The sequence below is a fragment of the Sphingomonas sp. NIC1 genome (assembly GCF_001638925.1).
GTDB classification, from domain to species: Bacteria; Pseudomonadota; Alphaproteobacteria; order Sphingomonadales; family Sphingomonadaceae; genus Sphingomonas; species Sphingomonas aquatilis.
The window spans coordinates 20,777-47,227 of record NZ_CP015521.1 but is presented as its reverse complement, the minus strand read 5'-3'; the positions used below and the strand labels follow the sequence as shown (position 1 = coordinate 47,227).

Genomic DNA, 26,451 nt, shown 5'->3' with positions numbered 1-26,451 from the left:
GACAGCAATGCCGAGCCTAGACGTGATGGCCCAGATCGCAGCTGGCACGCACCCCTCAGCCCGTCGCACCCCCACCACCAAACCCAGGAGCGCAGAATGAACGAGGAAGGTCCGCGAACGCCGCCTATCGAGCCTCAGTCGTACCTTGGCGGGGTGACTGTCATCGACTTTGGCGATCTGCGTGTTGCTCGCGGCATGACGCGCCGGCCAGTGCGGACGTGTCGGCATCACGGCCTACGCTATGACGATCGAGAGCGTCGCATCTGGTGCTCGGATTGCGAGACGGACGTTGAGCCATTCGACGCGTTCAAGCTGCTGGTCGAGCATTTTGACGGTGCGCAGAAGAAGGCCCGCCGCATGCTGGAAGAGGCCAACGAGGCGCAGTCGTTTCAGCTTCGGTCGATCGCCGCCAAGGAAATCGACCAGAAGTGGCGCAAGCGGAACATGGTGCCGGCGTGTCCGCACTGCCGCGCTGGTATCTGGCCCGAGGATGTGAAGCGCATGGGGCTAGTCGGCAAGGAATACGACAGCGCCCGCCGCGCTCGCGCCGCAGACCCCGCCCGCAAAGGAGAGTGAGATGGTCGAACTCAAATTCGTGAATAGCGATGCGCGGCCGAAGGTGATGGCGATCCGCTGCGACACCGCGAGCATGGAGCCGATCATGGCTTGGTATGGGGCGTACCATGCTGGCGATCGGTACGCCGTCTACGCTGACGGCGAGAAGCTGACCAAGGACCGCAACGGGGAGCTAGTCGCATGACCGACCTCACGCGCGAAGGGCTGGTGGAGGACACGATGCGTTTCCGCCTGATCCAAGATGGCATGCCGGTAGCGGGCTGCGAAGGGCCATCGGTGCGCGCCATGAACGAGGCGGCGCACTACCTGATGGTCTATAGCCAAGACGGGCCGTGTACGCTGCAATTCTACACGAAGGGCAAGCGTTGGCGCGACGTGCGGGAAGGCGAACTGGAGAACGCGATCGCTTTCCGCGCCCGAGCGATGGAGGCGGGTCGTGGATAAGTGGCAACCGATTGAGACGGCGCCGAAGGAGGTGTGGCAGAAGTCAAAGCATGTTCTTTGCTGCCACGCTGAGAAGCGGTGGACGCGCTTCGGTCGCTATTACGGCGAGCTAGGCCGCTGGTACTATTCGGGCACAAGCGAGCGTACGCAATGGGCTGAGACGGTCGGCGATGCCCCGACGCATTGGATGCCGTTCCCTGAGCTTCCGCCCGCCACCACAGGAGCCACCAATGAGCGTTGAGGAGCTACGCGAGCTTGCCGATCGCCTGCGTAAGGGCAGGTTGGTGCAGCAATCACGGATGATGATATCCGCGATCAACGGCCTGCCCGTCGAGATGTCTGCCGGCGAGGTGCGCGAGCATGCACACCCAGACGCCATCGCTGCGGCCGATGCGATCGAATGGCTGCTATCGGACCGCCACCAAGCCGAGGAGGCGATGCGGGAGCGGATCAGTATGTTGGAGAAATTGCTTTCCGATTGTGCTGACGAACTAGCTGCCGAGGTGGAGGCGCGTTTCGAAAGGGTATGGGGGCATCCTGGGATGCGGCATAAGATTGAGCGAGATATGAATACGGTTGTCGCCGCCCGTGCCGCCATCCGCAGCATTGATACGCGGGGGGAGTGATGGAAGCTCGCGAGGTATACGAGGGCTACAAGCCCACCGTCGTCGGCAAGCACCAAGCGCCGAACAACGTCCACCTGAAAGCCGTTGTCGACCGTTTGGTTGCGGCCGGTGATCTGGAAGCAGCCGATACGATCGTCTGGCTGATGTGGCATCGCGATATTGCCGCCAATCGCGAAAAGCTGCTGAACGAGTGGTGGAACGAAAGGATCGCCGAAAAGGAGCTTGGTGAGGCAATCGAGACGCCGCCAATTCGCGCCGCGATCGTCGCGCTTGATGAGGTGAGGGGATTAAACGGAAAGCCCCAATCGTAGAAAGCGGCCACCCCGGATTATACATCCGTTGCATGTTCCACTAACGTTCCGCCATGGACCCGCGCTGCAAACACGCCGACGACATGGTGAACCCCATAACGGATGCGTGCGCAAAGGAACTAGCAGCCTACACCCCGGTCAGCGAAATACCGTTCGACGTGCCGTTTGGAACGACGTGGTTCACCGGCACAGCGCAGTATCGGGACTTCTTCCGCGATCGGGCGCGGCGGTTTCTGGCCGGCGATCTGTCGGTGATGCCGATGAGGGGGTGAGGTGGCGGCTACCGGAACCGCCACCCCAAGCCTGATGCGTCGACCGGGTAAGCCCAATCCATAGCGCAGAGCAGGGACGTCTACTTGTTACCGGATTTTACCTTCGCGGACCAGTCCCGCACCCATGCCAGCCGCGATCGGCAGTCCGCCCCAGCATCGGCAAGCGCCGCGATGAATGCAGCCGTGGTTTCATCCGTCAGCGTATCCGGCACGCGCGGCTCGCCCTTGCACGTCAGGCGATAGGCAGGGGGTGCCTCAACGACGACCCGCGGCTTGCTGCTCGCGCATGCGGGCAAGAACGGCAGCGGTGCCAGGGCCAACAGCAGTCGCATCGCCTTTCGAGGCTTCATGGCTAAGTTCCTTGTCGTTGGTGGCGGTAACCTCATCCCGCGCCGCCTGGTTCACGTCCGCCGCTTCCGTGGCTGCGATCACGCGGTTCGCTGCCTCCATGGTCACGTCCACGCGATCGGCTTGCACGGCCTGTTGCTCGCGATGCCCGACCCAGCGCCAGAACGCCCAAACGCAGAGGGCTGCAATGGCTGCGACGATGATGAGGGTCACCACCCATGCTGCGGTGCGCTGAAGGCGCTGTGGCACGCCAATTCGGGCGATGTAGGGGAGGAGGAAGGGGATCATGCCGTCGGCCCCTGATTGACCGTCTCTGCCTTCTCGACGTTGGCTACGGCGCTCTTGGGGCGAAAGGTGCCCAGCACGCCGACAAGCCCCGTCGTCAGGCCCCCGAACCCCAGCGCTTCCGCATACTTGCCGTAGAAGGCCAGGATGGCTGCGATTGTGGCTAGGTAGCAGATGGCGGCGATCAGCACAGAGAAGGCGATCAGGTTGTGGCGTTCGATCACGACGCCTTCCCCGTCTCGATCATGGCTGCGATCCGTCGCGCGCGAGCCGGCGTCTGCTGCGCCCACTTCGACTGAAGCATGTTCTTGGCTGCGTCGGCCCAGCGCCCGGCCGCGATCATCGCCAGCGTGTTCTTGAACCCTGCCAGCCCCTGCGACCCCAGCTGGAAGCACATACTGATAAGCGCGGTAGCGCGGACGGGATCGGCCTTAACCTTCTCCCATGCGGGCCATCCCGCCATCTGCCGCTGCACCTTGGCGATGTCGTTGGCGAGCAGATAGTCAATCTCGTCGTCCGACAGCCCGCCGCCCTTTCGCGCATCGATCAGCCGCCCAACGCCGATCGTCCACCATCCAAGGTGGTCCTGATAGGCTGCCTTGCGAACGCCTTCCTCAGCGCGCAGGTGCGCTGTAGCCATTTCGGTGATTGCGTCGGTCATTCCCCATTCCCCTTCACATTGGCGAGCTTCGTAAGCGCCTTGCTGAATGGATCGTCACCGCCGATTGCGGACGCGGCGAGCGCGATCAGATCGCGACTCTGCGCGATTGCCGGATGCCCCTCGGGTAGGGCATTGGTGGCGGTGATTGCGGCGTTCATAAGGAACGAAACGGCCTGCCCCATGCGCGTCACCCGGTCCTCAAGCGCATCCACGCGCTTTGCCACCTGCGCCGCTTCAGCCGCTTCCTCAGCCTTTTCAGCGGCCTTTTCCGCCGCCTTGGCCGTGCGCTCGGCAAGGTCGATGTCGGCGTCCTGCCGGCGCTTGCTGATCCACCGGTCAAGCCATTCAGGCCCCTTCTTGATCACGAGCCCAAGCGCGATGAAGCACTGTACGATGACGGCAGCCCACCCGGCATAGGCGCCGGGGGTCCAAGCCTTCACGACTTCGACGGGGATGGGGCCGTCAGGCACGCCGCGCACTCCGAGCGACGATCAGCATGGCGACACCGCCGGCCGTCGCGAACAGGTAGCAGAAAGCGAGCAGGGCTTCGGCGTCGGGCGTGTACTGCGACACGCTGACGAAGCACATGCGGTTGAATGCTAGCCACCAGACGACGGCTAGAACTCGTTCGACAGGCGTTGCGCCCCCACTCCAAACCGCCTTCTTCATGGGCGCGAACAGAGAGACGAGCAGTGCGACCCACACGACCGCGTTAATCAGGCGCAGTGTTTCGATCATGGACGCGTCTCCCCGCGCGTGAGATGACGACGGAAATAAGATGGTAGGCGGCTGCCAGCGCCATCAGGGCCACCAACCAGCGCATAAGCGATCCATCCCCCCATCGCGACCAGCTGCCCCCAGCCGGTGTATGTCAGTGCCCACCAATAGTGATATGATGCCCAAGCACCCTGATCTGACAGCCCGTAGCCCGCGTGGCAGATCACCTGGAGCGCATAGATTGCGATGACCGCCAGCTGCCAACGGGTGTACGACATTGCCAGAATGCCAAGGGCGCTCAGATAGTCGACGGTCAGGAACAGCATCCACGGGAATTGCTCCCCGGTAAGCTGGATCACCGCCACCTCGATTACCCAATTGGCAAGCAGGATAGCTGCCGTCCCTGCCATGCGCCCCTCACTGCGGACCATCGCGACGATCAGCAGCGCCAGCAGTGCGGCGAAGAACGGCAGCATCATGGCTTACTTGCCTCCGAAGTCGGGCGGAGGAGGGGGAGGGGACGTCGGACCGCTATCGCCGCCCAAACCACCTTCATCGCCGAAACCGTCCGGCGTCGGCTCATCACCCTCGGGCGGGATCACGATCGGCGTGTGGGGATCGTCACTCATGGTCTTCTCCTTGGTTGAAGGGGTTGGGGTGGGCGCAGCTATGACGCCATCTCATCAGTGGCTTCGGCAAAGTCCGGCTCTCGTCTTAGTGCGGCGTATGCCTGCGCCCAAAGCGGCTGGGACACGTCGGCGTCGAACTCCACCACCCGTTCGAAAACGAACCGGCCCCCACTTTCGTAGGCGTCACGACAGATGAAGCCACGGAAGCGGGCAGTCGCCGGCACTCCATGATTTGCAACCTGGTCAAAGTTATTCAGTCGAACGTAGATGCGCCGGGTTTCGCCGGTATCAATCGGCAGATCAACGAGGACACCCATGTTACGCTCCAATCGTGCCAAAAGGTTTTACCACACCAACCGTCGCAAGATCGCCTGCGACCGTGCATACCCAACCTACGTTACCTCCCGGCGATGGACTTTCGTTCAGCCAGATTGCACCACGATCGTACATGCCAGTGTTAGGCGCTGACATCGAAGCACCAACGATCCCGGACCGAACGTTGTCACCTGTTACAAATCCACCGGGAAGGTACGGAGTCTTTGCATTGAAATTGCCGGTGATCGCCTGCTTTGCGAGCCGGAACAGGAAGTTGCCTTCGTAGACGATGTCAACGTAATTTGGGTTGTAGTCAGCGGCGATGCGGAAAAGGCCGCCTCCTGCGTGCGGTCGCCATTCGAGACCGTCATCATTCAGCCGAAGCGCCGTGCCGGGACCCATGTCTTGGGCCGTCTGAATGTCGGGCGCGAAACGCAGTCCCACCGAATGATACAGATCGCGTGACGGCGTGGAGGCGATGACGTGACCGCCCCAAGCGCGCTCCGGTGCGCCAAGGCCCTGCGGCTGAATAACCAGCGACAGTCGACCCAAAATCATATGGGGCGCGGTTTCCGTATAGGGCGAGTACAGCGCCGTGCGGTTGGGCTTGTCGTCGGACGTCCAAAACCCGCCAAGCGTGTTATTGTCGGCTTCATTGCCGAACCCGCCGTTGCCGAGAAGGTCGTTACCGAAAAAGCCGTAGCCGCGGTTGTCGGACGATCGGCATCCCATGACAATGCATGCGTTTGCATCGTTGCCGATGAAGGAAAACCCCGATCCGGTGTTCAGGCGTGCGGAACAGTTGACTAAACTAGAGCCGTTGGCGTTACCTTTTACGGTTTGATCCGCACCGGCGTAGACAGAGAACCCATCCGAAGTGAAACTTTCCGCAGCCAGTTCATAGGCATAGGTTGGCGCATTGAAAACGAATCCCCTGATGCCGGTTGGGGCGCCAGCCTCCAGCTTGATTGTAAAGCCGTTGAGAACTGTGCGCCGGCCATCTCCGCCCCCAGGATTCGTGATATGCGGCACCATAAACGCCGCTTTCGTCCCGTCGCCCAAGTCATCATACACGCCGTCCGCAGCGAAGATGATCGTCACGCTTTCACGCGCACCGCCGCTCAATGCTTTCGCTTCGTTCAATCGGAGGGTTCGATTTACCCGGTACGTATTGGGCGGCAGCTTTACATCGCTACCGGCCACGGTCCCCGACAGGGCGGTAAGTATGGCAGGTGTATCATTAGCGCTGCCCTTAGCTCCTCCCGAGAACCGGGCATCAGTGATGCTCGGACTTTCAAGCAACTTCGAACCCGCGTCACGGCCGTCGAAATTCACTCCTGTTGCGGACTGCCGAACCAACGCACCCGTCGTCAGCGGTACGGCGTCGAGCTTGATGATGTTGACGCCATCGGCAGTGTAAGGGGCACCGGCGGTCTGGTACAGGAACGTGCCGGCCGTCGTGCTGCCTTCCGTGCCACCAGGGGGCGCGAAGATGTAGCTGGCGTTCGTGACTGGGGCTGCTTTCAGCGCTGCGAGGCTGGTGTAGGTGCTGTTGGCGGGGCCGGTGTTGCCGTCGAGGCCGTCGCGACCAGGCGCGCCCTGTGAGCCGCTGTTGAACGGGACGCTGTTGATCGTGCGGACCGAAACGCCGTCAGGAGTGCGAAATTCGAGGTTGTACGTCCCGAACGGCACAAAGAAACTGTAGTTTCCGGCGTTGTCGGTCAGCGCGATGTTGATGAGGTTGGAGACGGTCCCAATGGGGGTGCCGTTATCGTCCGCAAAAATCGGGATGACCGCGCCAGTCGTCGGATCGCGAACGAGAACCTGATAGCCGACAAGGCTGTCGCCCTTCGTGTTGGTTACGACATCGAAGGCGTGAAACATGGGTTAGAACCCCCCGTCATTGTTGAGGTCGACCGTGACGGTGCAAGCTGCCGTCGCGCCGTAGCTGTCAGTGGCGATGCAGGTTGCGGTCCCGCAACGCCTGCCTGGGGTCATGAGCGCGCTGAACGTGGTGGTAGCGAGCCGCGGGTAGTCGACGGAAAATCCACCGTCGTCGGCTGACCAGCCGTAGGTGTAAGGCCCAACCCCGCCGGATACCGTGGCCGTCGTGGCCGCAGACGTTACCCGTGTCGGCTTGTTGCTGTTCGCCTCTCCGTAGGCATAGTCTGGCTGCGCCGAGACGCTGAACGGGCCTACGACCGGGCCGAAGGTAGCAACCACCCGGAGCTGCCCGCCACTCATGACCTTCAGGGCCTTCGCCGGGCGCAGCGAACCGCTCAGCACCGAGAGCTTCGATGCTGTCCGCCGCGTTCCCGCGGTCAAAACCGTGATGGCCATCAGTATTCTAGCAGGAAGTCCCCATTCTGCATGCCGGCAGGAACCGACCCGCCCGCTGCCTGGATGAAGACACGACCAGACGCGTTGAGCGGATCGTTGTGGTGCAGGAAGGCGCCGCGCCCCGAGAACGTGGGCTGCGTCAGGAACACCCCGCCATTCTTCGTTACGTAAGCATCACCGTTGGGCACGCCGTTGTAGAAGACGCGGACCGCAGCAGCTACATACCTCAGGCTGTTGTTTATATTTGCGGCAGGACAATTCTCCGCAATGTTAATGCCGCCAATTGTGCCGTTCAGATCCGGGTCAGTGGACCATGTTTCGACGCCTGAGGTTATGATCGCCATCAGCAGTCCTTATATATGCGCCCACTGCCTCCGCTTGACGATGTGCAGGATTTGGGTGGGCGTGACTCCGTATTGCCGAGCTAGGGCGGTTAGGCTTCCGTATTTTGGAACGTATGCGGCTCTAATTGCTAGCACATCCGCCTCTGACAATCGGTGGTTGCCAGCGCGCTCCCCTTTAGGATCGGTGCCATGCTGCTCGCGATCCTCAGCATTATCCTTGGCCGTCCCCCAAGCTAGGTTGGAGGCCTTGTTGTTATCCTTGCTGCCATCAAGGTGGCGGACCTGAGAAAAACTGTTCGGGCGAGGACCATTGAACAAGGTGCAGACCAGTTCGTGGACGCTGCGGCGCTCGAACCTACCCTCCGCCGCCATCTGCAAGGTTTTGTAACCGCCAGACTGTTTTCCGCCGAAGGATATTCCCCCGCGGTGCAGTCGATATGATCCATTCTTGGTTTTGACGTATCTCGGCAAGCGCTCGACTCGCCCGAGTGAGCTGATCCTATAGATTCCTTCCCAGCCGGGAACGTCTCGCCATTCCTCGCAAGAGGTGGTAGTGGCTGCGTCAGCCATGCGAACCTCCATTCGCTTTGGTAAGGGCTGGCTAGGTGGTTCCAACACCGGGTCAGCCCGTTATCTCTTACTGCCAGAAATCGTTTCAGAGTAAAAGCGATAAGTGCTAATGACGCGATGTGACCTGGCAGCACGCCCTCAGCATCGCATTGGCTGTCGCAGCCGCGAACCTGACGTTCCAGTACTTGGCGCGCTTTCGCGCTTGGAAGGCCAAGCGCACCGAGATTCCCGCCTATCGCAACTGGCGCGGTGAGTATGTACCTGACCTCCACTTCATTCGCATGAAACGGGCGTTCATAGCGTCTTGGGTCGTGTTCGTTTTGGTAAGCGCCGTCTGGGGTTACTTCATCATCATGGATGCCTCGGGTCAGCGCCCGTACTGAGCCGCGCCTGCCGTCGCTAAGCCACGCCCAAACATCCCAAGCGAACGAGTGGGTCGGGTAGCCGCAACGTATTCCTGATACTGGTTGGCGCGCGTCAGCAGGTCATTCAGCGCGATTTGGCCTGCCGCAGGATCGGGGTTCAGCAGCATAGGCGCCAGATCATCGGCTTTGGCGATAGCGCGCTTTCCTACGCCGAACTTGTAGGCGTCCTTCACGCTCTGCCCCGTCAGGCCCTTAATCAGCACGCCAGTAGGCACCTGCCCGGTAGCGAGGTTCACGCCAACATCGACAAGCTGCCCTAGGCCCTCGCCGTCGAATGCCTTGTCTGCGATCTGCCGCTGTGCCGTCTTGGAGTTTCCCAAAATGGCGCTGGTCGATTGCGCTAGATCGCGCTCCATATCGCGAGTGCGCAGCAGACGCGGAATGTTTTCGTTGCCGGGATGCAGCAGGCCAAGGCGCTGTTCTGCGACCGGCGTTCCCAGCGTCGCTTCAAACGGATTGGACGAATACCGGACCTTGTTGGCGGCACCCATAAGGCTATCTCGATAGCCGAGCTGCATTTGTGCCAGATGCTCCGGGGTCTGTCCGGCAATTTGCTGCTCTAACACGTCAGGGGCGAGATTGTAGGCATCCTGACCGCGCATGAGCGCATCCCGCGAGGCGACTGGGCCTTGGTACGTCTGCCGGGCCTGACCATACACCGGATTGAGCCGATCCATTTCGCCCAAAAGCTGGTTCTTGACCCCGTTCTGAGCGCGGCCGGCTTCGGAAAGGTCGAGACGGTTGGTGATCGGGTTGCGGTACTGCTCCAGCACATCGTCCATACCGCGCTTGGCGTAGTCGAGCGTCTGCGTCGTGTAGGTCGGCACGCTGGCCGCGACGGATGGGTCAGGAGCGCGAGCCAATAGCGCTTCGGCCTGACGGACACCCTGGCGGGCTTGCTCCAAGCGAGTGCGCGCCGCGTCCATGCTGCCCGGCTGGCTTTTTGCCGCTCGGTACGCCTCCTGGGCTGCGTCGAGTTCCTGACGCGCAAAAAGATGCTGGGCAACGGCGTCATTCGGCTGCGGGTTCAGCACAACATTGCCGTTCGCGTCCTGCGCAAATCCAAGCTCGGTAGGCGATCGACGCTCGTTGGCAGCGATCGTGCGGGCCTTGGCAATGCCTTCGCGTCCAAAAGGCGTGTTCAGCAGCGATTCTAGTTCGGGTGTTGACGGGATCGGCTGCTGATAGGCCCTGTCATAAAGTGGTGTAGCCGCAGCACGCGCCTGACGCGTGAGGTCGTCGCTCATCCGCGGAATGTTCACCGCAGGGCCGAGGTCACGGTTTACGGCTTGGCCGAAACGGTCGATTTGGCCGCGACTGCGCGGAATTAGCGTATTCTCGGCATAAGCCGATGCGGTGGGAGAGCGTCGCACCGCAGCCCCCGCAAGCTCGCGCAATTCAGGATGGGCGTCCGCGGGCGACATCGGTACGCCGAGTTCAGCGGCATCGCTCAAGCGCTGAGTGATTGCAGCAGGATCAGCCTTTGCTGCCGCATTAGCATAGGCAGCCTCAGCTGGAGTGAGCGCGCTCGGGGGGGTGGGCATTGATCCGCCGAACATGCGTCGCGTTTGGCCAATAGCAGCCTGCACAGGACGGCTACGCACTGCCGCGCCGACTGGGATGCTCGCCAGTTCACCAAGGCTGTAACCCGCCGCCCCGGCGATACCGCCAATCCCAGCGCCAAGCAGTCTGTTATCGTTATTCTCGCCTGCCCCGGAGACTGCGCCATATGCGGCGCTCCCGACGTAAGGAGCCGTCTTCCCAAGCAAGCTGGTGAGGCCAAGCCTAGCGGCCCCAGCGCCCCCAGCGAGCGCGCTGCCATATGATCCGACGAGGTTCCCGACGAATGACGACTTGGGGCTGTTGGAGGCAATCGCCTGTTTGGAAGCGTCCGCCTCCCTAATCGCTTGAGTCAGCGGCTTTCCGGTCAAAAGGCTATTCGCAGCCCCATAAAGCTCATCGCTATACCCCCCGGTTAAGCCGTTAAACGCGCCAGTCACGGCGGCAGCGACGGGAGAAGCAGACGCCTGGTTGAGCGCCGACTGCTGCACCTCGCGCGTAATATCGCCGTAGCTGCCCTTGTAGGTGGGGTTCGCCCTGTAATGGGCCTGCGCCGCGGTAAACTGCTGTGCGTTGACCGGAGCAAGCCCCATCGCGCTAAGCGCGGCGTTTGCTTGGTCAACCGACCCGCCGGACCGGATAAGGCTGTCGACCAACTTCGACGCTTTCGGGTCGCGTTCCGTTCGCGTGGCGCCCGTGGCTACGACGTTCCCGGCGAAGTCGAGAACGGGAGCCTTACGACCCAAGACCTGTTCCTCAAGTGGCTGGAACCGCACACCTGGATGCTCGCCAACCACGTCGAGCGGGTTGACCCCATTGCGCTGCGCATTCTGCTTGAAATTGACGCGATCTGCGATGAACTGGCGGTCCAGCTCAGTCATGCGACCGGCCATTTCCTCGCGCAGTCGCTTGCGGAATTCAGGCTTGAACGTACCGCCGTTGCCTAGCTGCTTCTGGAGTTCGGCGGTCTTCTGATTGATGAAGGTATCGCCGTTGGCGACTGACGCCTGCTCACCCTCGCGGACAACGCTGTTCGGGTCCATGACCTTCGCATAGGCATAGATCAGATTGAGGTCGCCGGCAGCGTCTGGTTTAGAGCGAAGCCCCGCTGCGTACACAGGAAGGGCCTGAGTATAGCTTTTGACAGACGGCAGAGACAGATAGTCGTTGCGCAGCTTTCCGGCTCGGTCGAACGCCATGTTCCCACTGCGGGTACGGTTCTGGCCTTCAGCGTTCGCCGCTTCCGCATAGGCCTTCCGGCGCTGCGCTTCGAAAAGGGCCGTGTCCTGCTGGTTTTGGATCGCCGTCCGCTGTCCCGACAGCCGAGCGTTTGCCAGATCAGTCGCGTCCTTGGCCTGCACCTGCGGTGCGATCGGCATCAGAACCTGAGCGCCCGGCGGAAGACCATTCGCCGGAGCGTCAAACTGGTCAAAGGGGTTGTTCTGCTGCGCCATTAGCGAAGTCCTGTCGTGCCGCGACGGCCATAGTAGGGAACGCGTCCGTAACCGGGCAGTGTGACGTGGATGTGGTTGCCCTCATCCAGGTAGCGGGCATTCGGTCCGAAATAGCCCCGCAACGCGGCAACACTGGTGCCAGAATAGTCGACACCATCGCCTGTGAGATGGTGGCTCGTCGGCACGCCTCCCACCAGCCGGTTACCTTCAATCGTTCTACGCCCGCTGGTCATCGTGCCGGGGGCCTTCAGCGGATCGGGAAAGGGGAGGGGGCTTGCGATGCCGCGCCTCCCAAGTACCGCGCCGACGCGCCTGCACCGTATTTCTGGTCGAACTGCGCTGCCATGCTGGGGTTCTGGCGAAGGTACGACACAGCAGCATCTGGGATCGCCGGGGCTGTGTTAGGTCCCGCTGGCGTCTGCTGCCGCGGGACGCTGACCAATCCGACGCCGGGCACATTCATAACTTGCGGCATCCCACCGCCATTGTTGGCGTAATTCTCGGCATAGGTGTGACCGAGACCGGGCTTGTAGGCGTTGAGTTCGGCAATTCGCTGGCTAAGGTCAGTCGGCTCCGGGTGCGCTGCCTTGTATTGCTGTTGCGCCTGCCACAGACCGTACTGGTCCAGCTTCTGGCGCTGATAGTCCTCAATTTGCTGGCGACGCTCGCGCTGTGCCTGCATTGCCGGTGCAAATACAGGGCGCCCGCCAGTCATCGTCAGCAGCGCATCGCCAATCGTGCCGACAATTCCGCGGCCGATCCCACCTTGGTCAAAAAAGCCCGGCTTTGGCGCGGAAATTTGTGGAGTGGCCATCGGCTGAGGCACCATTGGCTGCATCGTCATATTCGGCAGCGATGCATCGGAAAACGGGCTGCCCCGGAATGCCATGCCCATATCAGAACCCCTTGAACCCGCCTGACGCCCAGCCAGCAAGGCCGGCACCTGCTACAGATCCCAGAATGCTACCCAGGCCTTGGCTCGTCGTGCCGGTCTGCGTGTTATATTGACCAAGCAGCGACCCCAGCCCCCCGGCATACTGGCCAGCTGCCGACATCGGAATGCCGACCGCACCATTCGCGGCCTGAAGGTACGCGCCAAGGCCGTTGAACCGGGCAGCATCAAGATTCGGTGCAAGTGACGCCGCTTGCGCCATTGCTTGTCTCTCCGCACCATAATCGGCATAGCGCAGATTGCTTTCGTTGAGCGCCAGCGCGCGGCCGAGCGCATTCGTGTTGGCGCCCGACCCCGTCCGACCTGCCGACGAGAATTGCGACTGCACGCGGCCGGTCACGTCGGCATTCGTGCTATCGATCTGCGCCTGAAGATAGGGGTTGCCAGCGCCGAGGAATTTCCCGCTCAGCACGTCGTTGTTGTAATTGGTCGCCGCAGTCAGCCCCTGGCTGGGATTGAACGCCAGCTGAGCGAGTCCCGGAAGCTGCGCGGCGAGTGTGTCACTGATCCCCTGCGCCACGCCTTGCGATTGCCCGTAAGCCGACTGGAGAGCATTGGCGCCAGCCGAAATGTACGGCTTGGCAAAGGCGCTAGGCTCGTTCGTCTGCTTCGTTTTGCTCGATGACAGCCCCATCAGGCCAGTTCCTTCCTAATGCAGGTCTGGTAGACCTCGTACCCGCAGCCCCGGAGTTGCTTCGCCCACCCCTCGCGACTGTCGATGCCGGCGACGATGCAGCCCAGCGATCTGCCCCACTGTTCAGCCGCGGCGATCAGCATGACGATGTCATCAAGCCCACCCACTGCGACGAGGCCATGAACCTCGCGCGCGCCCGTTGGATAGATTTTTAGCGTGGCGATGATCGCGGACTGTTCGGTGCACCAGATGCGGGCCCGACCTGACCAAACCTCACCGTCTAGCCACTCAGGGGAGTAAAACCGGCGATCCATGACGGACGAAAAGGCATCGCGAAAGCGCGTGTAGTCTGCCCAATCGTCCATCGTGGTCATGGCGTCGGGTTCTCCAGTGCTGTGATGCGCTCTTCGTGATCATCAAGCTCCGTGCGGAACGCCGCGGCCTTCGTTTCAAGAGCCGTAGCGCGGTCTTCTACAGCCCCTATCCTAGCCCGATCCGTATCGGCCTGCGTCTTGGCGGTATCCGCGCGTTCGGTAAGCGTCTTGATCTGCGCCGACATGGTGTCGGTCAGTTGCAGCAAATAGTTGATGCGTTCGGCAGCAGAACGCTTCCATCGCGCATCCTGCGTCGGGCCATTTGCTGTTGGTTCGAGGTTTCCCGGCCGCGGCATTGCGTAGCTCCGGTGTTATTTGGTTGCCAGAAATAGGGCCGAAATGCAAGTCATCGCAGTCCGCCGTTTTCGTATTCGAGGTCAAACCCTTGGGCATAGGTCCACAGGTCCGCGATCTGCACACTGACGACGATCTGCTGCGCATTGACGCGCATGGGGACCTCCCCATTGCGGCGCATATCGTTCGCTTGCTCCACCAGCGGCACTGACCCGGCACGTGGGCGACCCTGGATCGTCACTGACACGACGTTCGCATCCGTTAGCGGGCGGACAGTCCGGATGCGGGTTCGGCCCGAGGTCAATTCCATGCGCGCCGTCGTCAGGGTGGCCGTCAGTGGCGTGCCGGACAGCGTGCCCACGACGCCATCCGTGCGGGCAATCAGGAATAGCGGGTTCCCGCCCGAAAAGAGCGGATCGTCAAGCGATACCGGGACGGCGTCGAGGTTGCTGTACCGCGCGTCGATCGCGTCTAGTGAGATATTGGCGGTGAAGCCCGAAAAGATCAGCCGAACGTTCGTCTCGATCGTCGCCCAGCGCTTCAGCACCCAGTTGTAAAGCCATAGCTGGCCGGGCGTGCCGGGCATCGACCACATGACAAGGTGCCGGGCGGGGTCAACCGCGGCGTAGATGCCCGCGATGATGTCCTGGCGGCTGTAGGCGCGGAAAAACGTGGCATTGACCAGCTCTTCCCCAATCGGCGAGACGTCATTGCCATCGCACAGCATAAAGCCACGTTCGGACAGGAAGAACACGAGGCGCCCGGCCTGCGCGACGCTGCCTTTGGCCATGCAGCCGACGTTCGAAGCAATCTCGTCAAAGCGGAAGATGAGGTCGCCACCCTCGTAGCTCATGCGCTTCACCGCATTGCGCTGAAGGACGATGCCGTATTCACCGCCGGCAAGCCCCATGACCTCGCCGCCATCCAGCATGTCCTGACTATCGGATTGCTGTTGATCGGGGTTAGTGGGGTCCGTCGCAGGCCAGAACGCCGAATTGTTGATGCCGGACCAGGTGACGGTCAGGATATGGTTGGGATCGCCCGCCAGAACGACGAAGTCACGCACCGTGGCCACCATGTCAGCGGGGGGAGGACTGCCAGCAAGGAAAGCCGAGGTGCCCGCGACAAGATCATAGCTGATCGGAGCCCCACCATAGACGCTGATGACGTTGTCCCCGAACTGCGCGAACCGCCAGCGGTTTGCCGTCAGCGCCACCTGCAACGGTGCCCACGCGCCACCCGAGAAGCGGTTCAGGCTGTTGCGGTCACCGCCAAGGAACGACGCCTCGCCCTTTGACGAGACGAAAGCGCTACCGCCAGTGATACCAGGAAGGGCGGGCGTGATGGCGTTGAACGACCCGACCGGGAGATACCCCGTGGATGCCGGGTACACGTTCTTCGCGACAATGAGCTGGTCAGCTGGCGGCAGATCCGGTGCATAGGCGCCGAACGTGACCCGCTTCAGCATCGCACACCGTAAATAGACCGGACGCCGCTACGTGCGACGATCGGACCGCCATAGCGTGCCCGCTGGCCTGCATCCTGGAGCGTGCCGACCGCGGCATCGAACAGCGTTGACCATCCGCCCGCGGCATCGGTGTCCACGATGTACGTGTTCGCGTGGAAGAGTGTCCCGAACAGGTAAATGTCGGCATGGTTGTCGAGTAGCCAGTTCGTCGGCTGGTTGACCGTCAGGGCGGGGATGCGCTGCCAGTAGGACAGTGCGATCTGCCCGTCATTGACAGGCGCCACCTGCACTTGGCGACCCGTGATTGCGTAAGCAGACGGCACGCCGGTGACGTAGGCGTTGTCATGCCCGTAATAGCGCGTGGCGAGGTCGACCGGTGAAGACGCGGCGAGCGGCTGCCCCGCGACAGTCAGGTTGCGGACCTGAATGCAATCGGCCGGAAGCGTGAACGACCCCGCGACGGCCATCATCGGCGCGAAGGCTTCCATTTCAGGCGTCCGCAGCACGCGGTTCAAATGGCCTTCTGTATTGGCGATAAAGGTGGGGATCAGCGTGTCCAACTCGGAGCCGCGATCCAGCCACAGCTTGGCTTTGTCGACCAATGACGAATAATCGCTGATGTCGCTATAGGAGCCGAGGTCTAGGGCGACTGCCATTACGCCACCTTGTATATCGCGAGGGGGACAGCCACGACTGCGCCGATGCCGAGCGCCGGTACCAGCAGCCCGACGCTCACGGTGTTGGCCGCAGAGGCAGTCAGATCACGATCAACCTGATACGGCACACCAGCCGCGAGCGCGGTCGTCAGGCCCTGCGTGTAGCCGTTGTCGGTGTAGTCGATGAAGCCGCCGCCATATTCGCTGAACGTGCGTTGTTGGGCTGCAATGGCAGCATCAATATCGGCCTGCGACGCCGCAGGTGCCGACACGAAGCCCGTCACGGCACACGGCTCAGCGTGGCGAAAAGCCCGGTGGGGTTCGCGGCCGTCACGTTGACGCGAACAACGGAATTCGACCCGAGCGTTACGCTGGTCCCGCCAGTTGCATCGTTTGCCGTCTTAGGACTACCGAGGTTTTGGTAGGTGGTGCCATCCGGCCCAAGCGCTTGAAGCTGCACCGACGCGCCATTCCAGTTATTGGCCATGGCGCTGAATACGTAGGTTCCGCCGTAGACGGTCGTAGCATTCTGCGTGCCCGTCGCGCCGACATTGGAGGCAACGGTGACGTTTTCGCGGACGCTGCCGTCAGCGAATTGCTGTTGGTTGTAGGCCATCGTCCGCCCTTATTCGAAAGGTGGAGGGGGCAGCATCGCCACCCCCTCAGTCGTTACAGAGCCGGTTCGTTCGCCGCCTTAATGGCCGCGATCAGGTCCTTCTTGCTCATGCCCGAGCCATCGACGTTCTTGGTCAGCGCAAGAGCGCGCAGAGCCTCGATCGGCTGGTTTTCGAGCGGTACGTCCGGTGATACCTTCTCGGTCGAGGCCTGGATCGCATGCGCGTCCTTGGGCTTCACTTCCGTCCAGTTGTCGTTCGGCTCGGCATCCGTCACGAACACGTCACCGGCCTTGTGGTAGGCGCCGGCAGTCTGCACGTCTTCCGGCGACGTGTACGCCTTGGGGTTCTTGCCCATGTCATCCGCTCCTTACAGGACCTGGTTGGTCTGATTGCCGGCCGTGATGCCCGCGGTGATGCGCCCCAGCGTCGGGGCCGTGCCGGTCACCGTGTAGAACAGGCGGTGATAGCGGCGATCGGCGCCAACCGGGATTTCATCGGGCAGGATGTGCGCCGCGCCCGACTGGAGCTGCGCGAGCGTGTAGGGCCCACCGGTCAGGACGGTCGTGGCGTTCTGCGTGAACGCGGCGTCGTCGGCGACCTGATAGCCCACGGTGAGGCTGGTCAGGTTGTTGAACGACTCCACGACGCGGATGGCCAGCGGCGCTTCCTCGCCCTTGCCCATGTCGCGACGCAGCGGCGAGGCGGCACCATAGACGGTGCCGGTCGCGCCGGTGTCCCAGACGTTGGTGGAGGCGGTAGTAGCCGTCACCGGCTGGCGGTCGGAGAAAAGCTCCGTGCGATCGAAGATCATGGTTCCTGTCTCCCGTTACGCAGCAGCAACGACGCGGGCTTCCGCGCTGATGAGGCTGTCGGTTTCGCGGATCGGCATGGTGCGATAGGTCAGCACCTCCTTGCCGGCGAGTTCGTCGGGCGTCAGACGGATCTTGTTGTCCGACGCGCCGCTGTTGGTCTGGAGCGAATCCAGATATTCGAGGATCATGCGGTTCGCGTAGATCACCGTCTTGCCGCCGCTGACCATCCCGCCGTTGCCGATCTTCATGTTCCGGCGGCTCTGAAGCCTGTAATATGCCTGGCGCATGAACTTCATCAGATCGACGGAGCCGGCCTGAAGCGCCGCGGTCGAAATGTTGGCGACGCGGGCATTGAAGCGCCAGTCACCGACACGGCAGCCGAGGTGCTGACGGAACAGCTCTTCCTTGGCGAAGTACGGGTTGTTCTGGTCATCCAGCACGCGCTGGCGGCCCATATCCTGGCGGCTGACACCCGCGGTGGTGCCCTCCGGATAAATCAGCGAGGTCTGGTTTTCACCCCAAGTGATGAACCAGATGCTATTGTTGTCGTTGCCCGTGCCCCCCGCATCAACGATCTGGTTGCCAGCGCCCTGACCGCCGATCGCATTGTAGCGAGCAGAAACGCCTTTGAAGCGTTCCGGGGTCGTCGCCGTGTCCGAATAGAAGAAGTTCGTCGTCGCTTCCTGCGACATCGCTTCCAGAAACGGCTGCGCCTCCGACATGCGGACCGCGGCGGGGTTCTTGCTGATCTCCAGCAGGCGCTCATCGACGGTCGAAAGACCTTCGAAGAAGCCCGTGGTGTCCTCGACCTGCGTGGTGGTCGACTTGCCCTGCGGGATGCCCTGATAGAGGCGACCCCACGTCACCGACGGTAGGCCGGTGCGGATGGTGGAAAGATGCTTGGTGCCCTGGTTCGCCTCGATCATCACCGCATCTTCCATGAGCGGGTTGATGATGTTCAGCGCTTCGATGACAGGCACGATGTTACGATTGCCATCGGACCGGCGGTAAACGTCCGCCAGCCCGAGGAAGCTGTTGCCGATGGTAGCCAATCTGGCCTCCTATGATGGGTGGTGCGCTGGTCGCGCGTCAGTTTCGAACGTCGTTCGGGTAGAGCTGCGCGGCGACGCTGACCGGTGCGGCCTGGGCGTTCGGCGCTTGCCCCCGAGCATTGGGAGGGGTCTGCTTCGCTGCACGGACGCCCTGCATCCGACCCTTCATCAGACCGTCGTACTTTTCGGCCTTAGCTTTCCAGTCCGCGGCCTTGCGAAGCGCGAGAATGTCGTTGGCACCCGCCTGGGCCATGAGTTCGGGCGTATAGCCCAGCTCCGCACCAATGGCGGTGAGCCGGGACTGTTCGCCGGCAGCCTTCGCCTCATCGAACCACTCAGGGTACGCCTGCCGAAGCTGCTGTGCTTCGGCCTGCGCCCATTGCTGCTGCTGGGCGTCGAGCTGCTGTCCTGCCTCCGCGCCGATGCCGCTGATCTGCTGCATCAGTTGCTGATGCTGGGCTAGATCATGCTCATACTGCGCGTTGTCGCGAGCAAACTGCTGCATGTCGTCGTAGTGGCCGGGGTTCGGCCGCTGCGGCGCATAATGCGAGGCGAAGGCTTGCAACTGCTGTGCAAACCGGGCCTGCGCTTCGGCCCCTGCGCGTGCTGCGGTGGCTTCCGCCTCCCGCTGGGCATTTGCGGCCTTCGTCTGACCCGCCTGAAGCTCTCCCTCACGACGTGAGAGGATGCCGCTCAACATACGCTGGGCTTCCGGGGGAAACTGCGCAAATTGGGCCTTCTCTTCGGCGTTCAAACTGACGGGGGCGTCAATGGCCGGCTCAGCCGGTTCTAGCCCTTCATCAGCACCACCCTCTGGCATATCGCCTTCGGGAATCTCGTTGTTCGTCGGATCAGGGGTCGCGCCATCGGTAGTCGTGGCGGCGTTCTCGACCTGATCGGGCGAACGCGCGTCAACGGCTCCCGATGCGTCTGCATCGAGTGGGCTCATTTTCGCTATGTCCTGAAATGCAAAAAACCGCCCCGGTATGGGACGGCTTGTGGTTCGCGCGTTACGCGATGTTCAACGGCTGCCAGAAATGGTTAGCGACGTCAATATACCTTCGGCAAGCGGCGCCTGATTTTGTGGGCCAGCGATTCCCGCTTGTCGTCTTCCTCGATCTGCAACCGATCTGCCTCGCTTACGTAGCGCTGCGCTTCGATCAGGCGGCGGTATGCGTCGGGAAGGACGTAGTCAGTACCTTGCATAGCGACGCGCTTCAGGTTCTAGGCGAGCGATATCGCCAGCGCGCGTCAGCTCAGCCTGCGCAGCCTTACCGTCCATCATGATCGAATGGATCTGGTTCTCGACCTCGCGAGTCACCCGCAGCGCGATCGACAGGTTCTGCACGGCGGTAAGGGCGCGGCCTTCCATGGGCTTCACGGCCTCGTCCGTCAGCTTTGCCATGTAGTCGGCGCGCAGGGTCGCGAGGGCAGGGGCGACGAAGCGATCCCATGCCAGCTTGGCCGCTTCGGCCTCCGCGATGCGGGTCAGGGCTTCGCTCATTGATCCAACTCCCCACCAGGGCGGTAGGCAGGCAGGCCGCCGCCATCGTCGTTCGCCACTGCCTTCGACCGGGCCATCGTCTGCTCGAACGCAAAGCGCCGTTCCGCCAAGTCCATGTCGAAGTTCTGCCTGCGCACTGCCAATGCAGCCTCCGCATCGGCGCGCTCGCGCTTCAGCTGCAATTCGGCATCGGTCGCCTCGCGCTTGATCTGCGCATCAGCATCCACACCCGCAAGGCGAACCTGCCGATCGGTATCCGCATGGTAGAACTTCAGCTGCTGCTCGCCTGCGATCTTTGCGGCCTCATTCTGAGCTTTCCCCTGCGCCTCGATTGTCGCGGCGTCCGGCTGTCCCTCCGGCTCGGGCGGCAAGGTGCTGGGGTCTTTGATGAAGTCCGTGGCGACGCCGAGCGACGTATCGTCCACGAAGGCCCGAATGCTGTTGAACGCCTCGCGCTCGCCCACCAGCCGCGATCCCGACGCAGCAAGCTGGGCCTGCATGCCTGCCAGCTGCATGCGATAGGCGATGCGCTGATCCTTGCTGCCAGTGCCGAGGCCGACGTTGATCTGCATGTCCGGATCCTCCGGCCACTTCGACGGATCGACCATGCGGTACTGCCCGTCGATCTTCATGCGGAACGGAGCGAGGTGGCGCCGCATCAGTCGGTAGCGCTTTCCGAACATCGGCAGCATCAGCTGCTCGACCAAGTTGCGCGTGACGTACAGCTCGATCTGATCCGCGTTCTGCTGGAGCATCGCCATGCCGGACGCAGTCTTGTTGAGCGTGTCCGGGTTCATGCCCTGCGATTGCGCTGTTACGCCAGTGCGGGCGTCGCGCTCGCCGCGGATCGCGTCCATGGCGGCGAAGGACGTGGGTGACGTGTCGTTCTGCGCGAAGGGCGTGGGAGCGACGGCCCCCTTGTAGCGGATGATTGCGCCGGCCCGGACGGTCAGCAGATCATCAATCGTATCGTCCGTCGTTCCTTCCTGCGGCAGCAACGTCCGCGGCGCATTCGACAGGTAGATGCTATCCAGCCCCTGCCGCAGCAGCACAGAGCGGATGCGCTGGATGTCCATGGTCTTATCCGCCATGGACTGGCCGGTGAAGCGGTGCGCCATCGGGATCGGCGTCCACCCGCTATAGGGCTGCTCGTCCGCTTCCTTCACACTCAGAACGTGGTAGCCGATCCGCATGACGTCGAGACGTTCGGCGATCCCGTCACCGTTGAGGTCGTACAGGGGAAACTCGTGGTGCAGCCATAGCTGCTTCTGCACGCCAACCCGCTGACCGACGCTGTGGCTCGTCTGGCCGCGCTCGGCATCGCGAGCCGACTGCACGACGCTATTGTCTTCGGCCGATGCCCACAGCGGCTCTACGTCCTCGCGTTCGAACCCGATGGCGATTAGGTCCGACACGCTGACAGGCCGCTTGTCGCCAACGTAGACGGCTTCATCCAACTCTACCGCATCCGCCGCGATCAGGAACCATTCGTTGGGGACGTTCAGATCGCGGATGACCGGCGGCTGTTCGACCAGCACCGTGACACGGTGCGTGGCCTCCACCGGGTTTATTTCAGCCTCAGCCGCGTCGACCGGTTCGAAGTCAACGACCGAATACCCCTCCAGCGTCAGCGTATCGCCGTCCACCTCTATTGCGCCACCTGGGGCCTCTACAACGGTGGGCACCGGCCGCTGTGGGTAAGCGTAGGTCTTGGTGATACCCGTCTTTTCGAGCATGCCAGCCTTCGCCGCATCGTGGATGATGCGATAGCCCGGCTGCTTGCGCATAAACTGGTAGTGGACTGCGGCAGTGGCTTCGGCGCCATAGTCGATCTGTCGCGTCGCCTCCGGGTCTTCCTCGGTCGGCGCCGGTACGTCCTCCGGCTCCGTGTCGAACTCCACCGCCTTGCCACCCGCCAACACAGTTCCAAGGATGCCGACGAGCATGATGTCCGTCACCTCGGCAACATCACGCGTTACAGCCTGCGATCGGCCCTCTTCCTCGTCGCCGTAAGGCTCGCCCTGATAGGCGCGGATCGCCACAGCGCGGGCAGACTCCAGCGTTGTGTCGCGGGCGCGTTCTGCCTCCCCCCGCAAGAAGTTGCGGAAGTCGTCGGGGACAACGGGTAGCATGGCGTCTCCTATGCCGGCGCTAGGTTGCGGCTGCGGTATTCGATCTTGCGAGATGGCTTGGCGCGCTCCATCACAGCGGCGCTTTCGAAGCTCTTGTATCCGTGGCTGAACTCGTCATGCAGCGCGTAGCTCTTGAAGACGCCTTGCTTGTCGTCCCAAGCCTTCCGGTAGTTATCCATGCAGGCGATCAAACGGGCGCATCTCACCTCGTCGAACCAGACCGACGACAGGAAAGCCCGACTAGCATCGATTCCAGCCTGTTCAGTCTCAATCCGCTTCAGCACGTCGATCGGCCTGATGCCGGCACGCTCGGCATGCACCCGGCGCGGCTCTGCAACATCAGTCAGCGAGCGTTGATCGGCGTCGTGCGGCATGTAGTGCCGGCTGTAGTTGTATCCCTTGCGGTTTAGGACGGCAGCGTAATGGCCGAAACCCTCGCCGCTGTTCTCGTAATAGTCGATTGCGCGGCGCTCTAGACCATGGTCCTGCCAGAACGTAATCGTCATGCTGTCGTTGAGACCAAGATCCCAGGTCGTATAGACCGGGGCATCCATGATCGGGATGCGGCAAATGCGCCCTTCCTTGCGAACCCGGCGCATCTCACTGGCGAAGTAAGCCCCCTCAATGCTGGCTTCGAAAGCCTCTTTAGGCGTCGAGGGATATTCCCTCTTCATCTCGCCGCCCTGCTGCTCGGCCTTCTTGACGTACCAAGCCTTCTGCTCTGGCCGCAGGTGAATGCCGTCTTCGGCTTCAAGTTTGTCGAAATACTCCTGAAATTCGCTCGTAATCGTGACAGGCTCGTACAGAACGTATTCCGCTGCGGTCCACCATGGCGCGAAGTGGAACTTGAAATCGAGCGCCGTCAGCGGCGTGCCGGCGTCCTGCTTTTTCTGCGCCTCTTGCGTGAGCTGGTAGAAGTGGCCGGCCTGCCCCTCGGCCGTGCTTTCAACAACAATACGCTGACCCGCCTGAACGGTGTTGAAGGCGCCGGACTTCACCTCCTTGGCCTTCTCAGGATATTTGGCGCACAGCTTGCCATATTCCGACACGTGCAAGCGCTGAAGCGTCCCTGAGCGAAGCGACGTGCCGACGCGGATGCTCGACCCATTGCTGAACTTCATGCTGTCTGCGGCATCCTGCTGGGCGCTGACGATATCTCGAAATTCCTGCGGCAGCTTGTCATAAGCAAACTTGATTTTATCGGCAAAAAATGCCTTTGCGTCATTTAGGTTATGCGCAATAACCCCAGCGCCGGTGTTTGGAATAAACAGGCAGTCGTCAAGCATGTCGAGCTGAATGACAGTAGTGAACCCCTTTTGCCTTGCCTTCAGAACGATGTCCATGCCGTGACGATTATCAATAAATTCGGCTTGGTCCCCATTCATACAAAAGGGGACGGTGTTACCTTCCTTGTCTTTGATGCGGTAAAATCCATCCGCAAGCCTTGCTCGCTTATCAGGCCAGCGGCGCGCGGCGAGGGTTAGGAAGTCAGACCCAGCCACGCTTTCAACTCATCTGAGAGGTCGCCATTAATGGTGCCGTCGATTTCCTTCGGGATCACACTGGCGATGGCGCGAACATATTCATTCGGCTTTTCTGCTCGCATGATGCGGATGGCATCGATCCCGCCCTCTGCAAAATCATCAAGCAGCGCTTGGCAGAAGTCTTCCGCAAGCTTGGTGCGCGCTCCCTTCGGCCTCCCGTTTGGGTTGCCCGACTGCCCAGGCTGCCAAGGTGGGCGAAGGTTTGGATTGCGCGGTGTTTCCGCCGGTGTATCAGCACCAGCCATGCTTTGCTCCTGAAACGAAAAAGGCCCACACAATGGCGGGCCGGTTGGAAGCGCTATGAGCGCACTGTGACGCAGTGCCAGAAATGCGGGCGAAGTTCAAGCCAGCACCTCCAGCCCTTCCTTAGCCAGCCGCAGGAAAGCCAAGTCGGCTTCCCGTGGCGCCTCACCGCGCCGGTGGGCATAGACAATCCGATCCAACCACGCGGGGCCACAATCCGGGTTCGGATCGATCACCAGCATATCGAACGCGCGGCGGTGATCGCGGGACAGTGCGCGGACCATGGCGAGGCCGTCGTTCAACGCCGCCTCCATGATCTTCTCGCGCTCGGGGTCCATCGGCGTCGACGGCGCACGCGGCTGGAAGCGTGCCAGACTGTCCGGGGTTGGGAAGCCCAGCACCCGCCAATACTGCCCTGCGATTTTGCGGCCGGCGATCATCAGCGACTTGGCGTGTTCACCCGTGCCCAGCAGGCCGGCGGAATAGGCCCGCCCAAGCGCGTCGCAGGTGTCCGTGTCATTGGCGACCAGCTGATAGGCCTGTCGGCGCCGTAGCACCCCTTCGCAGGGCTCCACGCGGATAGGAGCCCGGTCACGCTTGCGCCCCGATGCCGAGCGGTTGCCGAGCGGCTGGCCGACACGAAGTTTGTTCTTACGGGTCACAGTGACTCTCCCCTCTCGTTGGTGTGGGTGGGGCGGGCGGACCAGAGCAGCGTCACGTGCCAGTCCCACCATCCTAGCGTCAGCGCGTAGACCGATGCCGCCGCGCCGTGTTTCGCGGTCCAGATGATCGCCGGCAGCACCGCCTTTTCCGGGTCGTTGACCGCCCTTCCTGCGATCATCCTCACTTCCCCGCCTCCGCAAGAGCGCGGCCGGCGATAGCGCTGCTACCGTGAGCATCATCCCACTTGCGCTTGAGGGCGGCATTGCGCTCGTCAGCTTCCATCTTTCGGCCGGCTTTGATCCCAGCCTCGACCAGATCACGCGGCAGGGCGCCTTCCATGTCGTAGGCGATGCGCTCGGCTTCGTTGCGGTCCCCATCCACCGGATCAAGCTCAGCCATGAACGCGCGTGCATTCTCGACTATCAGCCGATCAACCTCGCTTCCCTCGGTAGGGGTACAGTTCGCAACTACTCGAACGAAAGCCACCATCCGCGCGGTCAGTTCGGGGGAGGGTGTGTCAAGCGCGGCAGCGAGGCCGGCCGGGTCGAGGTCAGCCGTGATCTGCCACAAGCCGCTCTGCCCGAATCCCGCATCTACGTAGAAATTGCCGGCACCAATGCTGCACTGGCGCTCGATCTCGCACCGGAGCGCATCCACCTTCGTCTGTTGGGTCGTCATGCTGCGTCTCCATGATGTGCGTGGCTGGTCATAGGGGGCGCCTCCATGACTGCATGCGCGCATCCCGGCCGAAGAACGGATTGGTGATCTGGTAAAAGTCGATGCCGGTTTCGCCCCTGTCCTCAGCGAAAGCCCAGACCCGCTCAGGCCGTTGATCCAGCCGGCGGACGCGGACGTAAGCGTTCTTCCTCATGCGCCTTCCCCCTCTCCCGCGGGCTTCGTATCGGTGGGGGTGGCGGCGGCGATGGCAGCGCGCGCTGCCGCCTCCTCACCAGAAAGCGACCGATACGCTTGCACTGCCGGCCAATCGCAAAAGAAGTCGTCATGCTCCTCATCGTCAAAGACGTGATGCTCGCAGTTCCACGGGCGCATCAACAGTTCTCCGCGGTACAGGATGAGGCAGTCGACGTATTCGTAGCTTTCGACGCCCGGTTTGGCGGGCATGTCGGCTAGGCTGCGCGGGACGATCCACTCGCACCCCGTATGCTTCTCTCCCATCACTTCCTCCCGGTGTTAGGCGGCGTCACGGCCTGGGGAATGTGATCCCATGTCTTGGGGGCAAGATGGTCATGCGGGCGGGCATGCCAGAGATTGCCGCGCGCTAGCTCCATCGCCCGTCTCGAAAGCTTCTTCTGACCGTCCATCTTCACTTCCTCCCGATATGCAAATGGATGAACCCGACTGGGCTTGGGCGCGTCCTGACGGACCGGGCTGCCGCGGCTGCGCCGTCGAGCCGCTGCGCGTCTCGCCCCTGCCGGGCGTGCATCCCTCGCGCGTCACGGCTTGGCTGGCTGCCAGTCGATGATGTCGAAGTCGTAACCAGGCGGGTATGCCGGGTCGTCCAGCGTCCAGCGGTATGACGATGGCTTGATGCCGCGTGCGACAGTGCCGTTGCGAAACCGAACGTCGCACAGCTCGACGCGCGGTGGCTTGCCGGTGTTGCGAGGCACG

The 26,451-nt window shown here is 62.1% G+C and carries 42 protein-coding genes; 8 read left to right on the top strand and 34 right to left on the bottom strand.

Features of this window, described 5'->3' with window-relative positions; genetic code table 11:
- Positions 1-96: 96 nt before the first annotated feature.
- From A7E77_RS00360 to A7E77_RS00335, 7 genes are read left to right on the top strand one after another with little or no spacing between them, the layout of a single operon-like run.
- Positions 97-576, top strand: coding sequence for a hypothetical protein (locus A7E77_RS00360; protein WP_063685098.1), 480 nt, complete (start codon positions 97-99; stop codon positions 574-576).
- A gap of 1 nt (position 577) precedes the next feature.
- Positions 578-760 (top strand): hypothetical protein, encoded by a 183-nt coding sequence (locus tag A7E77_RS00355; RefSeq protein ID WP_063685096.1) that lies wholly within the window; start codon positions 578-580, stop codon positions 758-760.
- Complete coding sequence (locus tag A7E77_RS17825; protein WP_063685090.1) at positions 757-1,020, top strand: hypothetical protein; 264 nt, start codon at positions 757-759, stop codon at positions 1,018-1,020. Before A7E77_RS00355 ends, A7E77_RS17825 begins: the two co-directional genes overlap by 4 nt.
- On the top strand, positions 1,013-1,261 hold the full coding sequence (locus A7E77_RS18550; RefSeq protein WP_192929996.1) for a DUF551 domain-containing protein: 249 nt from the start codon (positions 1,013-1,015) through the stop codon (positions 1,259-1,261). The genes A7E77_RS17825 and A7E77_RS18550 overlap by 8 nt, the downstream gene beginning before the upstream one ends.
- Positions 1,251-1,646, top strand: coding sequence for a hypothetical protein (locus A7E77_RS00345; protein WP_063685088.1), 396 nt, complete (start codon positions 1,251-1,253; stop codon positions 1,644-1,646). Before A7E77_RS18550 ends, A7E77_RS00345 begins: the two co-directional genes overlap by 11 nt.
- Complete coding sequence (locus tag A7E77_RS00340; RefSeq protein WP_063685086.1) at positions 1,646-1,957, top strand: hypothetical protein; 312 nt, start codon at positions 1,646-1,648, stop codon at positions 1,955-1,957. Before A7E77_RS00345 ends, A7E77_RS00340 begins: the two co-directional genes overlap by 1 nt.
- Before the next feature lie 53 nt (positions 1,958-2,010).
- The gene (locus A7E77_RS00335; RefSeq protein ID WP_063685084.1) at positions 2,011-2,229 is read left to right on the top strand and encodes a hypothetical protein; all 219 of its coding nucleotides are present in this window, start codon (positions 2,011-2,013) and stop codon (positions 2,227-2,229) included.
- Between the two features lie 255 nt (positions 2,230-2,484).
- Here the strand turns inward: A7E77_RS00335 and A7E77_RS00330 are convergent, their stop codons facing one another.
- From A7E77_RS00330 to A7E77_RS17170, 11 genes are all read right to left on the bottom strand, one after another.
- Complete coding sequence (locus A7E77_RS00330; RefSeq protein WP_063685083.1) at positions 2,485-2,865, bottom strand: hypothetical protein; 381 nt, start codon at positions 2,863-2,865, stop codon at positions 2,485-2,487.
- The gene (locus tag A7E77_RS00325) at positions 2,862-3,086 is read right to left on the bottom strand and encodes a hypothetical protein (protein ID WP_063685081.1); all 225 of its coding nucleotides are present in this window, start codon (positions 3,084-3,086) and stop codon (positions 2,862-2,864) included. Before A7E77_RS00325 ends, A7E77_RS00330 begins: the two co-directional genes overlap by 4 nt.
- Entirely contained in the window at positions 3,083-3,523 is a 441-nt protein-coding gene (locus A7E77_RS00320; RefSeq protein ID WP_063685079.1) for a glycoside hydrolase family protein, read from the bottom strand. Before A7E77_RS00320 ends, A7E77_RS00325 begins: the two co-directional genes overlap by 4 nt.
- Positions 3,520-3,993 carry a hypothetical protein gene (locus tag A7E77_RS00315; protein ID WP_151895434.1) on the bottom strand — a complete coding sequence of 158 codons (474 nt, stop codon included), beginning with the start codon at positions 3,991-3,993 and terminating at the stop codon, positions 3,520-3,522. The genes A7E77_RS00320 and A7E77_RS00315 overlap by 4 nt, the downstream gene beginning before the upstream one ends.
- The gene (locus A7E77_RS00310; protein ID WP_063685075.1) at positions 3,986-4,261 is read right to left on the bottom strand and encodes a hypothetical protein; all 276 of its coding nucleotides are present in this window, start codon (positions 4,259-4,261) and stop codon (positions 3,986-3,988) included. Before A7E77_RS00310 ends, A7E77_RS00315 begins: the two co-directional genes overlap by 8 nt.
- A complete protein-coding gene (locus tag A7E77_RS00305) occupies positions 4,258-4,719 on the bottom strand; it encodes a hypothetical protein (protein ID WP_063685073.1) in 462 nt (153 codons plus the stop codon). Before A7E77_RS00305 ends, A7E77_RS00310 begins: the two co-directional genes overlap by 4 nt.
- A gap of 188 nt (positions 4,720-4,907) precedes the next feature.
- Positions 4,908-5,186: a hypothetical protein gene (locus A7E77_RS00300; protein ID WP_063685071.1), complete on the bottom strand. Its 279-nt coding sequence runs from the start codon at positions 5,184-5,186 to the stop codon at positions 4,908-4,910.
- 1 nt (position 5,187) lies between these two features.
- On the bottom strand, positions 5,188-7,068 hold the full coding sequence (locus A7E77_RS00295) for a hypothetical protein (RefSeq protein ID WP_063685069.1): 1,881 nt from the start codon (positions 7,066-7,068) through the stop codon (positions 5,188-5,190).
- A gap of 3 nt (positions 7,069-7,071) precedes the next feature.
- Positions 7,072-7,524, bottom strand: a complete 453-nt coding sequence (locus A7E77_RS00290; RefSeq protein ID WP_063685067.1) for a hypothetical protein — start codon at positions 7,522-7,524, stop codon at positions 7,072-7,074.
- Entirely contained in the window at positions 7,524-7,868 is a 345-nt protein-coding gene (locus tag A7E77_RS00285) for a hypothetical protein (RefSeq protein WP_063685065.1), read from the bottom strand. Before A7E77_RS00285 ends, A7E77_RS00290 begins: the two co-directional genes overlap by 1 nt.
- A 9-nt stretch (positions 7,869-7,877) precedes the next feature.
- Positions 7,878-8,438: an NUMOD4 motif-containing HNH endonuclease gene (locus A7E77_RS17170; RefSeq protein ID WP_192929995.1), complete on the bottom strand. Its 561-nt coding sequence runs from the start codon at positions 8,436-8,438 to the stop codon at positions 7,878-7,880.
- A gap of 119 nt (positions 8,439-8,557) precedes the next feature.
- On the opposite strand from A7E77_RS17170, the gene A7E77_RS00280 reads away from it, so the two are divergent.
- Positions 8,558-8,821: a hypothetical protein gene (locus A7E77_RS00280; RefSeq protein ID WP_063685063.1), complete on the top strand. Its 264-nt coding sequence runs from the start codon at positions 8,558-8,560 to the stop codon at positions 8,819-8,821.
- Here the strand turns inward: A7E77_RS00280 and A7E77_RS00275 are convergent.
- From A7E77_RS00275 to A7E77_RS17820, 23 genes are all read right to left on the bottom strand, one after another.
- Positions 8,806-11,877 carry a hypothetical protein gene (locus A7E77_RS00275; protein WP_063685061.1) on the bottom strand — a complete coding sequence of 1,024 codons (3,072 nt, stop codon included), beginning with the start codon at positions 11,875-11,877 and terminating at the stop codon, positions 8,806-8,808. The two genes, A7E77_RS00280 and A7E77_RS00275, sit on opposite strands and share 16 nt — an antisense overlap.
- Positions 11,877-12,110: a D-Ala-D-Ala carboxypeptidase family metallohydrolase gene (locus A7E77_RS18545; protein WP_078462176.1), complete on the bottom strand. Its 234-nt coding sequence runs from the start codon at positions 12,108-12,110 to the stop codon at positions 11,877-11,879. Before A7E77_RS18545 ends, A7E77_RS00275 begins: the two co-directional genes overlap by 1 nt.
- 14 nt (positions 12,111-12,124) lie before the next feature.
- A complete protein-coding gene (locus A7E77_RS00270; RefSeq protein ID WP_063685059.1) occupies positions 12,125-12,772 on the bottom strand; it encodes a hypothetical protein in 648 nt (215 codons plus the stop codon).
- A 1-nt stretch (position 12,773) separates the two neighbouring features.
- Entirely contained in the window at positions 12,774-13,463 is a 690-nt protein-coding gene (locus tag A7E77_RS00265) for a hypothetical protein (RefSeq protein ID WP_063685057.1), read from the bottom strand.
- Positions 13,463-13,837, bottom strand: coding sequence for a hypothetical protein (locus tag A7E77_RS00260; RefSeq protein ID WP_063685055.1), 375 nt, complete (start codon positions 13,835-13,837; stop codon positions 13,463-13,465). Before A7E77_RS00260 ends, A7E77_RS00265 begins: the two co-directional genes overlap by 1 nt.
- Positions 13,834-14,133 carry a hypothetical protein gene (locus tag A7E77_RS00255; protein WP_151895433.1) on the bottom strand — a complete coding sequence of 100 codons (300 nt, stop codon included), beginning with the start codon at positions 14,131-14,133 and terminating at the stop codon, positions 13,834-13,836. The genes A7E77_RS00260 and A7E77_RS00255 overlap by 4 nt, the downstream gene beginning before the upstream one ends.
- Positions 14,134-14,183: 50 nt before the next feature.
- A complete protein-coding gene (locus A7E77_RS00250) occupies positions 14,184-15,599 on the bottom strand; it encodes a hypothetical protein (RefSeq protein WP_063685051.1) in 1,416 nt (471 codons plus the stop codon).
- The gene (locus A7E77_RS00245; RefSeq protein ID WP_063685049.1) at positions 15,593-16,255 is read right to left on the bottom strand and encodes a hypothetical protein; all 663 of its coding nucleotides are present in this window, start codon (positions 16,253-16,255) and stop codon (positions 15,593-15,595) included. The genes A7E77_RS00250 and A7E77_RS00245 overlap by 7 nt, the downstream gene beginning before the upstream one ends.
- The gene (locus A7E77_RS00240) at positions 16,255-16,539 is read right to left on the bottom strand and encodes a hypothetical protein (RefSeq protein ID WP_063685047.1); all 285 of its coding nucleotides are present in this window, start codon (positions 16,537-16,539) and stop codon (positions 16,255-16,257) included. Before A7E77_RS00240 ends, A7E77_RS00245 begins: the two co-directional genes overlap by 1 nt.
- On the bottom strand, positions 16,536-16,871 hold the full coding sequence (locus A7E77_RS00235; RefSeq protein ID WP_063685045.1) for a hypothetical protein: 336 nt from the start codon (positions 16,869-16,871) through the stop codon (positions 16,536-16,538). Before A7E77_RS00235 ends, A7E77_RS00240 begins: the two co-directional genes overlap by 4 nt.
- 53 nt (positions 16,872-16,924) lie before the next feature.
- Complete coding sequence (locus A7E77_RS00230) at positions 16,925-17,227, bottom strand: hypothetical protein (protein WP_063685043.1); 303 nt, start codon at positions 17,225-17,227, stop codon at positions 16,925-16,927.
- Between the two features lie 12 nt (positions 17,228-17,239).
- Entirely contained in the window at positions 17,240-17,683 is a 444-nt protein-coding gene (locus tag A7E77_RS00225; protein WP_063685041.1) for a Bbp16 family capsid cement protein, read from the bottom strand.
- Positions 17,684-17,698: 15 nt separating this feature from the next.
- Entirely contained in the window at positions 17,699-18,736 is a 1,038-nt protein-coding gene (locus tag A7E77_RS00220) for a major capsid protein (protein ID WP_063685039.1), read from the bottom strand.
- 37 nt (positions 18,737-18,773) lie between these two features.
- Complete coding sequence (locus tag A7E77_RS00215) at positions 18,774-19,685, bottom strand: hypothetical protein (protein ID WP_063685037.1); 912 nt, start codon at positions 19,683-19,685, stop codon at positions 18,774-18,776.
- A 243-nt stretch (positions 19,686-19,928) separates the two neighbouring features.
- A complete protein-coding gene (locus A7E77_RS00210) occupies positions 19,929-20,240 on the bottom strand; it encodes a hypothetical protein (RefSeq protein ID WP_063685035.1) in 312 nt (103 codons plus the stop codon).
- Complete coding sequence (locus tag A7E77_RS00205; protein ID WP_151895432.1) at positions 20,237-22,372, bottom strand: hypothetical protein; 2,136 nt, start codon at positions 22,370-22,372, stop codon at positions 20,237-20,239. The genes A7E77_RS00210 and A7E77_RS00205 overlap by 4 nt, the downstream gene beginning before the upstream one ends.
- Positions 22,373-22,380: 8 nt before the next feature.
- Positions 22,381-23,874: a terminase gene (locus A7E77_RS00200; protein WP_151895431.1), complete on the bottom strand. Its 1,494-nt coding sequence runs from the start codon at positions 23,872-23,874 to the stop codon at positions 22,381-22,383.
- A complete protein-coding gene (locus tag A7E77_RS17575) occupies positions 23,853-24,161 on the bottom strand; it encodes a DUF5681 domain-containing protein (protein WP_151895430.1) in 309 nt (102 codons plus the stop codon). The genes A7E77_RS00200 and A7E77_RS17575 overlap by 22 nt, the downstream gene beginning before the upstream one ends.
- 96 nt (positions 24,162-24,257) lie before the next feature.
- Positions 24,258-24,821 (bottom strand): hypothetical protein, encoded by a 564-nt coding sequence (locus A7E77_RS00195; protein ID WP_151895429.1) that lies wholly within the window; start codon positions 24,819-24,821, stop codon positions 24,258-24,260.
- The gene (locus A7E77_RS00190; RefSeq protein WP_151895428.1) at positions 24,818-25,000 is read right to left on the bottom strand and encodes a hypothetical protein; all 183 of its coding nucleotides are present in this window, start codon (positions 24,998-25,000) and stop codon (positions 24,818-24,820) included. The genes A7E77_RS00195 and A7E77_RS00190 overlap by 4 nt, the downstream gene beginning before the upstream one ends.
- A 2-nt stretch (positions 25,001-25,002) precedes the next feature.
- Positions 25,003-25,500 (bottom strand): hypothetical protein, encoded by a 498-nt coding sequence (locus A7E77_RS00185; RefSeq protein WP_063685024.1) that lies wholly within the window; start codon positions 25,498-25,500, stop codon positions 25,003-25,005.
- Positions 25,501-25,689: 189 nt separating this feature from the next.
- The gene (locus A7E77_RS00180; protein WP_151895427.1) at positions 25,690-25,944 is read right to left on the bottom strand and encodes a hypothetical protein; all 255 of its coding nucleotides are present in this window, start codon (positions 25,942-25,944) and stop codon (positions 25,690-25,692) included.
- A gap of 332 nt (positions 25,945-26,276) precedes the next feature.
- Positions 26,277-26,450 carry a hypothetical protein gene (locus tag A7E77_RS17820; protein WP_192929994.1) on the bottom strand — a complete coding sequence of 58 codons (174 nt, stop codon included), beginning with the start codon at positions 26,448-26,450 and terminating at the stop codon, positions 26,277-26,279.
- Position 26,451 lies beyond the last annotated feature (1 nt).